Source organism: Streptomyces sp. NPDC103540, assembly GCF_055584445.1.
The window spans coordinates 109890-123504 of record NZ_JBVJMA010000002.1; the positions used below are offsets into that span (position 1 = coordinate 109890).

Here is a 13615-nt window from a genome sequence, read left to right on the forward strand (position 1 = left end):
GTCAGCGCAGCAGCGTGCGGGTGATGGGGTCGGCTTCCGCCCGGGGTGCGCGGGCGCGGGGGGCGCTCACGTGCTCCTGGAGGAGGGACCCGAGCATCTCGGCCTCGAACTCGTCCGGCTCGGTGTAGCGGGTGCGGCCGAGGACGAGTTGGACGGTGGCGGGGTCGATGTCGGTGATGAGGCCGCCGAGGTTGGCGGTGTCCATCGGGGTGTTGCCGCGGTGGTTCCGGAGCATGTGGCCGAACTCGTGGCCGACGATGATCTCGGCGTGGGCGCGGCTGATGGCGGTGTCGTAGAAGACGTAGTCGGTGTCGCCCGTGGCCAGCCACAGGCCGCAGGGGGCGGAGGCGTCCAGGGAGTCGGGGTCGGTGGGGTCGGAGGCGAAGGGCATCAGGCGGATCGACCGGTCGAGACGTTCCTCCACGAAGGGCACGAGGTCGAGGACGGAGTCGACGGCGGGGAGGTCGAGGCTCTCGACGAACTCCCGCCCCTTGCGCTCGATCTCGTCCGCCGCGCGGTGGGCCTCACGGGCGGTCGCACGGTTACGCCGGCTGAGCCACATGGAGCTTCCCTTCCTCACGGAACCACCGGAGCCGATGGCGGGTCCCACGGTCGGTGCCCGCCGCGGTCACGGCAGGTCCCTCGCGGGCACGCCCGACCCGGCCTGTCCGCCCGCCGCGTCCAGGCCGTCGGACTCTTCGGGCTCGTCGGGCAGGCCTTCTTCCTTGCGTACGGCGTCGAGGGCCGCCAGGACCTTGCGCCGGCCGGCGGCGGAGACGCCCATCGCCCGCAGGGCGATCCGTTCGACCCCGTTCTCCTTCAGCTTGCGCAGGATCTCGAACTGCGTGGCGACCTTCACCGTCACCTCGTCCTCGACGAAGTAGGCGGCCTCCACACCGAAGAACCTGGCGAGCAGGGGGACCATGGTGATGGTCGGCGTGCGCTTGCCGGCCCGCAGGTAGCTCAGGTGCGCGCGGGTGTAACTGTCCTCGCCGTACGACGAGATGGTGCGGGCGACGTGCGCGTTGGTGTACTCCTCCGCGCCCGGCGGACGCACCCGGTCGAACAGGAAGTTCAGGCGGTCACTGAAGGAAGCGCCCGGTCCCGGTACCGGAAACGGAACCGGTCGGGGCGCTTCGGGCCCGTCGAGGCCCTCTTCTGAATCCACCACTGGGTGCTGCTCCCTCTCCTCGGGCGTAACTATAGTTGACGCCCGCTGTCCGTAACTATAGTTGACGCCGCGGTGGCGCCCGGACCCGGATCGGGATGTGGCCGAAAGATCACGGTCGAACGGGGACGGGTCCCGGGCGCCGAGAGCACCGGACGGGGACGGACCGAGGGGTGCGGACGGGGCCGGCACGGCGGCCCGACCCGCGCGCGCGACCGGCGGCGGGTGTGACGGGCCGGACCCCGGGCCGCGGTGGGGCGCGGCGGGGCGGGCGGAGCGGCCGCCCGTGGGGTCCGGGCCCGTCGTCGTCAACCTACGTTCGCGGTCCCGTCGATCGCGAGGGACTCGTGCCCGGGATCGTGGTGTTTTTCTCCGGTGTCCACACCGCTGCCGGTCGAGCCGTCGGCGGGGGGCCGGGCGGCGGGCCGGGCGGTGACGCAGGCACGGTACTCCCCCGGCGAGAGCCCCGTCTCGCGCCGGAAGAAACGGCTGAAGTACGCCGGATCCGCGAAACCGGTGTCCCGGGCGACCTGCCGGATCGTCAGGTCGGTTCGGGAGAGCAGGCGTTTGGCCTCCAGCGTCTGGCGGCGGCGCATCAACCGCCCGGGGGTCTGCCCGGTCGCCTCCTTCACCAGGAAGTGCAGGTGGCCGCTGGAGACCCCGAGCTCCCTCGCGACGGAGGACACCGAGCGTTCGGTCCCGCCCGGGGCGGCGATGAGCCGGGTGAAGGCGCCCGCCAGGTCGACGGCGCGGCGCGCGGGCGCCGGCGGCCGGTCGGTCTCCGGCGCCTCGCAGGCGCGCAGCGCCAGGACGATCAGGATGTGCAGGTAGGCGTTGAGGACCCCGGCGTAGCCCTCGCGCAGGGTGCGGTACTCGTGCCGCATCGCCTCCAGCACGCGCGCGAGGGCGTCCTGTCGCCCGCCGAGCCGCAACCAGGGTCGTTCGGCGAGCCGTTCCAGCGCCGCGGCGTCCTCGGGGTGGGTGAGGAGGAAGTCCTCGTTGAAGAGGATCACCTGTCCCGTGAGCCCTTCGGCGTCCTGCCAGTGGTGGACCTGGCCGGGGGTGATCACGCACAGGTGGGGCGGGTCCAGGACCCGGTGCGTGAGGTCGAGGACGTGCGTGCCCCGTCCGCCGGTGATGTGGAGGATCTCGTAGAAGGCGTGGCGGTGGGGGAAGTCGGCGCGGGCGAGCGGGCCGATCTCGTCGAAGGATCCGATGGCGAAGGGCAGCAGGTGCGGCAGGGGCACCTCCAGGCGGTGCAGGGGCGGTTCGCCCTTCCGGGAGGTGCTCATGGGGTGATCCGTAACGCGTTCATCGGGCCAGTCTGGAACGGCCCCCGCGCGGTGGTACAGGCCACGGACCGGCCATCGGACGACCGGGGGAAGGGGCCGGTCGGGACCCCTGAGACGGGATTGTCAGTACGCGCCGTTACTGTTCCGGCAACTGATCACATGGGGAAAGCGGAGGGGCCGTGCAGCGCTGGGAGTTCGTCGGGGACGCGTCGTCCAAGTTCTGGGAGGGCGGCGTGGAGGGCACTTCGGTGACCCTGCGCTTCGGCCGGACCGGCACCACCGGGCAGTCACAGGTCAAGGAGTTCGCCACCCCCGAGGAGGCCGCGGCCTACTTCGCCAAGGCCGTCGCGACCCGTGAGAAGAAGGGGTACGGACGGGTCGGGGAGGTCGCGCCGCAGGCGCCCGCCGAGGCCGCCCGCGCCGCGGCCGCCGCGCCCGCCGTCGTCGCCGCGCCCGAACCGGCCCCCGGGCCGGCGCCGGACGCGGCGGCCCCCGCGCCCGCCGCCCTCCCCCGGGACGAGGACGTCTTCGTCCTCCCCGAGGCCTGGAAGCGGAACGTCCTTCCGCGCCGGGGCGGGGTGCCCCGTCCCACCGCCCCCGACACCGACGCCGGCGCCCGGACGCGGGCCTGGATCGACGGGGAAATCGGCCACATCACCGACGTACTGGATTGCGCCGACAGCGATCCCGAACTGGTCGAGGCCGCCCGGGCGCACCTGACCGGCGCGAGCGACCCCGTCGGCGCCGCCGTCCTGGCCCGCCTCGCCCGCCCCGGGGTGAAGGGACTCGGCCCGGAGCTGTTCGTGGACGTGTGGGCGCTCGAGCACGGGCTGCCGTTCGCCGCCCGCGCCGCCCTGGAGTACGGGCAGCTGACCCCGGGCTGGTACGGCGACAACGGCAAGGTGACCGTCACCGGCATCGCCCGGAGCCCCGAGAACGGCGGCTGGGGCAGACCCTCCCAGCCGGTGGCGGAGCGCGCCCGCCGCCTGCTCGCGTGCGCCGACGAGGCGGACTACCGGGCGGCCGTCGCCGTACTGGGCGCACAGCGCGGCACCCCGCGCCGGCGCATCCACGTCTCCTTCCTGGTCCCGTCCGAACAGGACTGGGTCACCGAGTGCTGCCTCGACCCGACGACCGCCCGCTACGACTCCCACGCCGAACGCGTCCTGCTCGCCTCCTCGCTCGGCACCGCCGAACAGCTCGCCGCCCTCCTGCCCGGAGGCGGCTTCGACCTCGGCTGGCGGGCCTGGTCCGCGCAGCTGGTCGCGACGACCGCCGACGGCCTCGGCGCGGCCCTCACGCCCCTGGTCATCGACACCCTGAACCGGCGTTGGCTCGACGCCGAGACCGTCCGCGGCCTCTGCGAGGTCCTCGCCGAACTGCCCGGTGACGAGGCCCTCGGGTTCCTGATCGACCGCATCGACGACAAGACCACGCGGGCCGGGCTGGCGACGGCGATCCGCCGCTTCCCGGTGCGCGCGATGCGGCTGCTCGCCGAGGCCGCCCGCGGCACCTCGGCGAACGCCGGCCTGGCCGGCCGGATGCTGCGCACGCACGTCTCCGCCCACCGCGAACTGGCCCTGTCCGCACTGGACGGGCTGCCGGCACCGGCCGCCGCCCTCATCGGTCCGTGGGCCCGCCGCGAGGGGGCCCTGCCGCCGGCCGACCCGGCCGGGCTGCCCGAGGTGTTCACGAGCCCGCCGTGGACGCGGGGCGGGCCGCGCGCCACACCCCGTACGGTCGCCGGGTTGACGGCTCCCGCAGAGCCCCGGATGAGCTGGCGGGACGGGGAGCGCGAACAGTGGGACTCCGTCGACAACGACTTCGTGTCCTGGGCGCGCCACCAAGACCTGGAGCGGCTCGCCGCCGAGCGGCGGGCGGGGCGCCTGGACAACACGTGGGACCTGCTGGCCCTGTTCGGGGCCGGTCCCGCCGACGAGGTCCGTCCGCTCCTCGCCGAATGGGACGGCCCCGACTGGAGCTACGACGGCGCCTCGACCTTCACCCCGCTGATCGCCCGCCACGACACGGCCGCGCTGCGGATGGCCCTCGGCATCGCGGGCCGGCTCCCCGCCACCATGGGCGTGCTGCTCCAGCCCTACGTGGACGTGCGGGTGGCCCGGATGATGGCCGACTGGCTGGTCCGGCTGAAGTCCGGCGGACTGCACGGGCGCGCCTGGCTCGTCCGCCACGCCGGCGACGCCGCCCACCTCCTGGTCCCCGACGCCCTCGGCGCGCCGGGCAAGGCCCGCGAGGCCGCCGAGGCGGCGCTGCGCACGATCGCCGGCGCCCACGGCACGCACACCGTCCGGGAGGCCGCGGCCCGGTACGGCCCCGAGGCCGAGGAGGCCCTCGCGGACCTCCTCGCCATCGACCCGCTGGTGGCCGCGCTGCCGGCCCGCCCGACGACGCCCGGGCCCTGGGCCGATCCCGAGGCGCTGCCCCAGGTGCGGCTCCTCACCGGCGAGGCCCTGCCCTCGGAGGCCACGCGCACCCTGCTGCGCATGCTGGCGTTCGGTACGCCCGGATCCCTCTACCCGGGTGTGGAGCGGGTCCGCGAGATCGCCGACCCGGGCTCGCTCGCGGCCTTCGGGCGGGCGGTGTTCGAGGAGTGGCGCATGGCCGGCATGCCCCCGAAGGACGCCTGGGCCCTGCACCAGCTCGGCGGCCTCGGCGACGACGACACCGTCCGGCTGCTGAGCCCCGTCATCCGTGACTGGCCCGGCCAGGGCGCCCACCACCGGGCCGTGGACGGCCTGGAGGTACTGGCCTCGATCGGCAGCGACGCCGCCCTGCTCAGCCTGCACTCCATAGCCCAGCGGGCGAAGTTCAAGGCCCTCAAGGCCCGGGCCGGCGAGAAGATCGCGGAGGTGGCCGCGGGCCTCGGGCTGACCGGGGAGCAGCTGGCCGACCGCTTGGTGCCCGACTTCGGGCTGGACGCGAACGGTTCCACCGTCGTGGACTACGGCCCGCGCCGCTTCACCGTGGGCTTCGACGAACAGCTGCGCCCCTACGTGGCCGACGCCACCGGCAAGCGCCTGAGGGACCTGCCCAAGCCGGGCGTGAAGGACGACCCCGAGCTGGCGCCCGCCGAACGCAAGCGGTTCGCCGCGCTGAAGAAGGACGTACGGGCGATCGCCGCCGACCAGGTGCGCCGCCTGGAAGCCGCGATGGTCGACGGCCGGACCTGGGACGCCGCGGAGTTCCGGCAGCTGTTCGCCGGGCATCCGCTGGTGTGGCACCTGGCGCGCCGGCTGGTCTGGCGGGCCGAGGACGCCGGGCGGACGGTCCACTTCCGGATCGCGGAGGACCGTACCCTCGCCGACGCCGACGACGAGGCCCTCGTCCTGGGCCCCGACGCCGTCGTGAGCCTGCCGCACCCGCTGAACCTGGCGGCGGACGCCCTCGCCGCGTGGTCGGAGCTCTTCGCCGACTACGAGATCGTGCAGCCGTTCCCCCAGCTGGGCCGGACCGTGCACGCGCTCGCCTCGCACGAGTCGTCGGGCCACCGCCTGACGCGGTTCGAGGGCGTCACCGTGCCCGTCGGCCGGCTGCTCGGCCTCACCAAGCGGGGTTGGGCGCGGGGCGTCCCGCAGGACGCCGGGGTGGAACGGTGGATCTCCCGCCGCCTGGGCAAGGAGCGGTACCTCGTCATCGCCCTGGACATGGGCATCGCCGTGGGCATGGCCGGGGAGTTCCCCGACCAGCGGCTGGAGACGGTCTGGCTGGACACGATGCCCCGCGACTACTGGCGCAGCCAGTCGTACCCGTTGACCTTCGCCGACCTCGACCCGGTCCTGGCCTCGGAGGTCATCGCCGACCTGACGGAGCTGACGGCATGAGCCCCGACCCGCGCGGGACCGCCCGCGACGTCCAGCGCCCGCCCGCCGAGGTCCGCTTCGCCGAGGAGCTGGCGGCGCTGCGGGAGTCCGACGACGCGCCCCGGCCGCCGGGCTGGCGGCTCAGCCTGCGCGCGGCGCTGCGGTTCGTCGCCGGGGATCCGGACACCGGTGTCAGCCGGAAGTTCGTCGGCGACCGTTCCCTCGTCGAACGCGCCCTGGTCGCGCTGGCCACCAACCGCGGCCTGATGCTCGTCGGGGAACCGGGCACGGCCAAGTCCCTGCTGTCCGAGCTGATCGCCGCCGCGGTCAGCGGCGACTCCACGCTCGTGGTCCAGGGCGGCGCGGCCACCACCGAGGACCAGATCAAGTACTCCTGGAACTACGCCCTCCTGGTCTCCGAGGGCCCCTCCGAAAGGTCCCTGGTGCCCGCGCCGGTCCTGCGCGGGATGCGCGAGGGCCGACTGGTCCGGTTCGAGGAGATCACGCGGTGCCCCCTGGAGGTGCAGGACTCGCTGTTGTCCCTGCTGTCCGAGCGGGTGGTCACCATTCCCGAGCTGCCCGGCGGGGCCGGACTGGCCTTCGCCGCGCACGGGTTCAACGTGATCGCCACCGCCAACACGCGCGACCGGGGCGTCAACGAGATGAGCGCCGCGCTCAAGCGCCGCTTCAACTTCGAGACGGTCTTCCCGATCGCGGACCGCGACACCGAGACCGCGCTGGTCGAGGCGGAGGCGAGCGCGCTGCTGCGCGCGTCCGGTGTGGCACTGGCGCCCGACCCCGACGTGATCGAGGTCCTCGTCACCACCTTCCGCGAGCTGCGGGCCGGCGCCGACGGCGGGCCCGGCGGACCGGGCGGCGGCTCGGACCGGATGAACGCCGTGATGAGCACCGCCGAGGCGGTCGCCGTCGCCCACGCGGTCGGCGTACGGGGCTGGTTCCTGCGCGGCGAACCGGGCGACGCCTCCGACCTGGTGACGTGCCTGGCGGGCACCGCCGCCAAGGACAGCCCCGAGGACCTGGCCCGACTGCGCCGCTACCTGGAACAGCGCGCGGCCCGGCGCACCGGGGCGGCCTGGCGGGACCTGTACGCCGCCCGGCACCTGCTGGCGGGGTGAGGGCGGTGAGCACCCCGGTCGCCCACTTCCTCGGCGTCCGCCACCATTCGCCGGCCTGCGCCCGGCTGGTCGCGCGCGCCATCGCCGCGCTGCGTCCGACCCACGTGCTGGTGGAGGGACCCGTCGACCTCAACGACCGGCTCGACGAGCTGCTGCTCGGGCACCGGCTGCCGATCGCCGTGTTCAGCCACCACCGCGACGAGGAGGGCTTCTCCACCACGTGGACGCCCTTCTGCTCCTACTCCCCCGAGTGGGTGGCGCTCACCGAGGGGCGGGCGGCCGGCGCGCTGGTCCGCTTCATCGACCTGCCCGCCTGGCATCCCGCCTGGGCCGGTCGCACCAACCGGTACGCGGACGCCGAGGTGCGCTACGAACGGGCCACGGCCCGGCTGTGCGAGCGGTTCGGGGTGGACTCGCCGGACGCCCTGTGGGACCGGATGTTCGAAGCGGAGGGGTCCGGTGGGGAAGGGGCCGGTGGGGAAGGGGCCGGTGGGCAAGGGGAGTTCCGCGATCCCCCGGCGTCCCCGGGGCACCCGGAGTTCGCGGGGTCCCCGGAGTCCGCCGGGTTCCCGGACGGCGGCTTCGCCGATCGGCTGGCCCTGTACTTCGACGTGGTGCGCGGCGACACCGAGGCCGACGACGCGGACCGGGCGCGCGAGGAGTACATGGCGTCCTGGGTCCGCGCCACCCTGGCGGAGCCGGGCGCCGGGCCCGTGCTCGTCGTCACGGGCGGCTTCCACCGCCCGGCGCTCGTCGCCCTCACGGCGTCGGACGACGCCGGGTCGGAGCCTCCCGAGGTACCCCGACCGGCACCGGGGGCGCTCGCCGGCAGTCACCTCGTCCCGTACTCGTTCCACCGCCTCGACTCCTTCACCGGCTACCAGTCCGGCATGCCCTCGCCGGGCTACCACCAGAACCTCTGGGACCACGGCGCCCGCGCCGCCGGACGGATGCTCGTGGAGGACGTCACGCGGCGGCTGCGCGCCCGGGGGCAGCACGTCTCCACGGCCGCGCTGGTCTCGGCCCGGGCCGGCGCGCAGGGTCTGGCCGCCCTGCGCGGCCACCGCCACCCGGCCCGGCTGGACCTGCTCGACGGGCTCGCCGGCGCCCTCCTCGACGAGGCCGTCGACGCACCCCTGCCCTGGACCCGGCGCGGACCGCTGCGCCCGGGCACCCACCCGGTCCTCGTCGAGATGGTGGCCGCCGGCTGCGGCGAGCGCACCGGCCTGCTCCACCCGGACACTCCCCTCCCGCCGCTCACGCACGACGTCGCCGAGCAGCTCGCGGCCCACGGCCTGGACGCGGACCGGGCCGTGACGCTGCGCCTGACCGAGCCCCGCGGCCTGGCCGCGAGCCGTGTCCTGCACCGGCTGCGGGTGCTCGGCGTCCCCGGCCCGCACCGGACGCGGGGGCCGGTGGACGGTGGCGACCCGGAGTCCGTCGAGCGCTGGGAGCCACGGCCCGGCGGCGACGCCGACGCCGCCGGCCGGCAGGCCGCGCTGGTCGAGGCGGCCGGGTACGGCATGACCCTGGAGGACGCCGCCGCCCGCGCCCTCGCCGAGCGGATCGGGGACGCCGGCCCCGCGCCCGACGCCCTCGCCGCCACCCTCTTCGACGCCGTCACCTGCGGGGCGACGGGCCTCCTCGGTCCGCTCCTCGCGGAGTTGAGGGCCGCCGTGGACCGGGCGGCCGACCCCGGCCCGCTCGGGGCGGCCCTGCACACCGCCCTCGGGTTGTGGCGGCACGACCGGGTGTACGGGGTCGGCGGGGACCCCCTGCTCGGCGCCTTCGTGGACGCGGCCGTCACGCGCGTGCTGTGGCTGGCGGAGGGGTTGCACGGCTCCGGCGGCCCGGACCGGGGACGGCTGCGCGCCCTGACCGGCGTCCGGGACGCCCTGCTGCACGCGGCGCCGCTGGTGTCCCTCGACCGGGCCGCGGTGACGGCCGTGTGCGCCCGGATCGCCGCCGACCCGGCCGCGCCCGCGGACCTGCGCGGCGGCGCCTTCGGGCTGTGCCGCGTCCTCGCCGAGGAAGCGGGCGGCGGCGTCCGAGCGGCCGGTGACCCCGTCGTCGCGGTGCGCGCCGTCGCCGGCACCGCGGCCCTCGGCGACTGGCTGGCCGGGCTGTTCGCGGTGGCCCGGGAGGAGCTGACCGCGCCGGGAGCGGCCGGCCCCGAGGCGCGGGACGCTCCGACCGGCACGCTGCTCGGCGTACTGGACGCGCTGGTCACCGAACAGTCCGAGGAGGAGTTCCTCGCCGGACTCCCCGCCCTGCGCCAGGCCTTCGCCTGGTTCCCGCCCCGCGAACGCGAACGGATCGCGGCCAGGCTCATCGAACGCCGCGGGCTGCGCGGCTCCGCCCGGGGGCTGCTGCGGACCTCGGCCGATCCACTGCTCATCGCCCGGGCCCGGCACCTGGAGGCGGACGTGCGAAGCCTCCTGGACCGCCACGGCCTGGGCGTGACCACGAAGCCGTACGGAACGGGAGCGACCCGATGACCGCGCACGCCTCCACCCCCGACCGCGAACCCGCGCCCGCGCCCGGGCCCGTCGAGTCGACCGCCGGCGTGACCGAGCCCCTGCCCGATCCGGGGCTGGAGCGCTGGCGGCTCATCCTCGGCGCCCCCGCCGAACGGCACACGGGCCCCTGCGACGCCGCCGGCCGGGCCCGTGACTCCGCCCTGGAGTGGTTGTACGGCCGTGACCCCGAGCGGGAGCGGCGGGGCGTGCGCCGGGCCGGCGAGGGGCCCTCGGCCGTGACGGCGGTCGACTGGCTCGACGACGTCCACCGGCTGTTCCCGAGGGAGAGCGTCGAACGCCTCGAACGGGACGCCGTGGAGCGGTACGGGATCCACGAGATCGTCACCGACCCGGCCGTGCTCGAACGCGTACGCCCCAGTCCCGCGCTGCTGCGCGCCGTCCTGCGCACCAAGCACCTGATGAACCCCCGGGTGCTGCGCCTGGCCCGCCGGCTCGTCGAGGCCGTGGTGAAGGAGCTGCTGGCCCGGCTCACCCCGGAGATCCGTCGCTCCTTCACCGGCACCCGCTCGCGCCGGCCGAGCCTCGTCCCCCAGTCCAGGAACTTCGACTTCCACGGCACCGTCCGCGCGAACCTGGCCCACTACCAGCCCGAGCACCGCAGGTTGTCGATCGAGCGGCCCCGCTTCTCCTCCCGTACCCGCCCCCACCTGGAGCGGTGGCAGCTGATCCTCCTCGTCGACCAGTCGGGCTCCATGGCGGGTTCGGTCATCCACTCCGCCGTCACCGCCGCCGCCCTGTGGGGGCTGCCCGGACTGCGCACGCACCTGGTGGCCTTCGACACGGCGGTGGTCGACCTCACCTGTGACGTCACGGATCCGGTGGAACTGCTGATGCGGGTGCAGTTGGGCGGGGGTACCGACATCGCCCGCGCCGTCGACTACGGGGCCGGGCTGATCGACAACCCCCGGCGGGCCATCGTCGTCCTGATCACCGATTTCTACGAGGGCGGCGACCGCCACCGCCTGGTGCGCGGCGTACGACGGCTCGTGGAGCAGGGCAGCACCGTGCTAGGGCTGGCCGCGCTCGACGAGGACGCGGCGCCCGCCTACGACCGGGACCTCGCCCAGGAGATCGCCGACGCCGGAGCGCACGTCGGGGCCATGACCCCGGGCATGCTCGCCGCCTTCGTCGCCGAAAGGATCGGCCGATGACCCCGGGCGCGGTGTCCACGACGGGCTCCGGCGGCGCGGGCCGGCGCGCCGACCTCCTGGCCCTCACCCCGGACACGCTCGCCGCGCTCACCAACCGGGGCCTGGTCAAACGCGCCGCGCGGGAACTCGCCTCGGGCGCCGGCGCCGAGGTCCGCCTCGCGGCCGACGGCACCCTCACGGGGCGCTATCCCGACGGCACCGAGACCGTACTGCCGGCGGGCGCCGGCCTCGACCTGGGCCGGTGCGCCTGCGGCGCGATCGGTACCTGCCGCCACCTGCTCGGCCTGGTCCTCGCCTACCGGGCGGGGAGCGGGGCCGAAGGCCCACGACCCACCGCCGGCGACGACCCGGCGCGGGCGGGGGGCGCGGATCCCGTCGACCCGACCGCCGCTCCGGACGCGCGGTGCGAGGGGGAGACCGGGGCCGACCTCGGGGGCGTCGACGCCCCCGGCCGCGCCGGCGCGCGGGCACCCGAGGCGGTCGCGCCGGGGTCCGTGACCGCGGGTGCCACCGGCCCCACGGACCCGGCCGTTCCCGGAAGTGCCACCGGCCGCACAGGTGCCACCGCCCCCAGGGATGCCACCGTTCCCGCAGGTGCCACCGCCCCCGCCCAGGCCACGGTCCCCGCAGGCCCCACCGGCCGGGCGGGTGCCACCGCCCCCGCCGAGGCCGGCTTTCCCGCAGGTGCGACCGCCCGCACGGGTGCCACCGCCCCTGCCGAGGCCACCGTTCCCACAGGTGCCGGCGCCCCCACGGCTGACGACGTGCCGGGCGGGGCCACGGTCGCGGTGTGGTCCCCCGGTGAGGTGGGCGACGAGGAGCTGACCGCCGCGCTGGGGGCGCGGGCCGTCGCGGCGGCCCGTCGCGTCCTGGCTCGCGGCTACGCGGCGCGGCTCACCCACCCGAGCGCCGGGGCGCCCGAGGCCCGGGCCGAGCTGGCGACCGCCACCGTCCGGTTCACCGTTCCGGGCGCGCTGGGCTACGCCCTGTCCGACGCCCGTCCCGAGCACCGCGGCGAGGCCGTGGTCCTCGCCGTGTGGGCGTTCCGGGCGGCGCTGGCCGCCGACCCTGCGGACCCGCCCGCCGAGGTGCGGGCCGGCGGGCCGAAGGCGCCGCGCCGGGACGCCGCCGAGACGGCGCGGGCCGCCGCCGACCTCGCCGCGGACCTCCTGCTGGACGGGGCGGCGCACGCCGGCCCGGTCGTCGTGGCGGGCCTGCGCCGGGTCCACCGCGACCTGGTCGGCCACGGGCTGCACTGGACCGCCGACGCCGTCGCCGACCTCGCCGAACAGCTCGCCGAGCACTCCTCGCGCGGCGCCGGACACCGGCCCGAACGGTTCGCGGAACTCCTCGCCGAGGTGGCCGCGCGGCAGCGCGCCGACCGGCACGGCACGGGCGAACCGGGCACGACCCCGCTGCGCCGGGTGCGGCTGACCGCGCTCGGCTGCCGGATCACGGGGGACGAGCTCTCCCGTACGGCGCGGGTGTACTTCGCGCACGCCGCCGCCGGCACCACGCTGGTACTGCACCGTCGGTGGGAACTCGCTCCCGACCCGGCGCGGGGCGAGGGGACCGCCCTGACCGGCCCGGAGCTCGCGGGTCGGCGCGTCGCCGGGGCCACCCTCGGGGCGCTGGCCGCCGGGAACGTGGTCAGCGAGACCGCCTCCCGTACCCCCGGGCACACCGTGACGTTCGGTACGTCGCGGGTCGGCGGTACGGGCGTCACCCCGCTCGGGGCGTCCTGGGCCGGCCTGCCCGAGCCCCTGCTCGTACGGGATTTCGCCGCCGAGGCGGACCGGATGCGGACCCGGCCGCCCCGGCCGGTACGGCCCCGGGTGGCCGCCGACGACCTGCGCGTCCTGGTCGCGCACTCCGTGGAGCAACTCGGCTACGACCCGGCCGAGCAGCGCCTGGAGGCCGTGCTGCGCGACGCGGCGGGCCGGCGGGCCGTCCTGGCGGCGCCGTACAACCCGTACGCGCCCGGCGGGCTCGACGCCCTGGCGGGCGCGCTCGCGGCGGCCGGGGACGGCCCCGTCCACGTGAGCGGCTTCGTCCGGCCGGCCGCCGGCTCCGGGCCGGGCGGGAGCGCCGCGCTGCTGGTCGAGCCGCTCGCGGTGCTCCACGGGGCGACGGTGTCGGTCCCCGACCTGGCGCCCGCCGGGACGTCGGCCGCACCGCCGCCGGCGGCGCCGCGCCCCGATCCGGACCCGATCTCCGCCGCGCTGGGCGAGGCCCTCGCCGCCCTGGCCGACACCGCGCACCGGGGCCTGCGCCGGCCGGACCGGGCGGGCCCGGACCGGCTCGACCGGGCCGCGACCGCCCTGGAGCGCACCGGCCTGTCGGCGGCGGCCGCTCTGGTGCGCGCCGTGCCGGCCGCCCTGTCAGGGCACGGCGACGGGGCCGCCGTGGAGTCCTGGACGCGGGCCCACCTGTTCCTGCTGACGGCCTCGGACCTGCACGGCCCGGGGCCTGTGACACTTCCCACCCTCCCTTGACCTGCGAAGAAA

The 13615-nt window shown here is 76.3% G+C and carries 8 protein-coding genes; 5 read left to right on the forward strand and 3 right to left on the reverse strand.

Translation table 11 applies throughout. The features are described 5' to 3' along the window. Position 1 precedes the first annotated feature (1 nt). From ACZ6ZI_RS05150 to ACZ6ZI_RS05160, 3 genes are all read right to left on the reverse strand, one after another. Positions 2-562, reverse strand: a complete 561-nt coding sequence (locus ACZ6ZI_RS05150) for a hypothetical protein (RefSeq protein WP_469516163.1) — start codon at positions 560-562, stop codon at positions 2-4. 66 nt (positions 563-628) lie between these two features. Beyond that, entirely contained in the window at positions 629-1171 is a 543-nt protein-coding gene (locus ACZ6ZI_RS05155) for a hypothetical protein (protein WP_469516165.1), read from the reverse strand. 305 nt (positions 1172-1476) lie between these two features. Then, complete coding sequence (locus ACZ6ZI_RS05160) at positions 1477-2460, reverse strand: helix-turn-helix transcriptional regulator (protein WP_469516168.1); 984 nt, start codon at positions 2458-2460, stop codon at positions 1477-1479. Positions 2461-2639: 179 nt separating this feature from the next. On the opposite strand from ACZ6ZI_RS05160, the gene ACZ6ZI_RS05165 reads away from it, so the two are divergent. Genes ACZ6ZI_RS05165 through ACZ6ZI_RS05185 form a run of 5 tightly spaced genes read left to right on the forward strand, consistent with a single transcriptional unit; the run spans position 2640 to position 13603 of the window. Continuing rightward, positions 2640-6302, forward strand: coding sequence for a DUF4132 domain-containing protein (locus ACZ6ZI_RS05165; protein ID WP_469516172.1), 3663 nt, complete (start codon positions 2640-2642; stop codon positions 6300-6302). Next, on the forward strand, positions 6299-7417 hold the full coding sequence (locus tag ACZ6ZI_RS05170; protein WP_469516175.1) for an ATP-binding protein: 1119 nt from the start codon (positions 6299-6301) through the stop codon (positions 7415-7417). The genes ACZ6ZI_RS05165 and ACZ6ZI_RS05170 overlap by 4 nt, the downstream gene beginning before the upstream one ends. A 5-nt stretch (positions 7418-7422) precedes the next feature. Continuing rightward, entirely contained in the window at positions 7423-9915 is a 2493-nt protein-coding gene (locus ACZ6ZI_RS05175; protein WP_469516178.1) for a DUF5682 family protein, read from the forward strand. Further along, positions 9912-11108: a VWA domain-containing protein gene (locus ACZ6ZI_RS05180; protein ID WP_469516181.1), complete on the forward strand. Its 1197-nt coding sequence runs from the start codon at positions 9912-9914 to the stop codon at positions 11106-11108. The genes ACZ6ZI_RS05175 and ACZ6ZI_RS05180 overlap by 4 nt, the downstream gene beginning before the upstream one ends. Beyond that, positions 11105-13603, forward strand: a complete 2499-nt coding sequence (locus tag ACZ6ZI_RS05185) for a hypothetical protein (RefSeq protein ID WP_469516184.1) — start codon at positions 11105-11107, stop codon at positions 13601-13603. Before ACZ6ZI_RS05180 ends, ACZ6ZI_RS05185 begins: the two co-directional genes overlap by 4 nt. Positions 13604-13615: the final 12 nt, after the last annotated feature.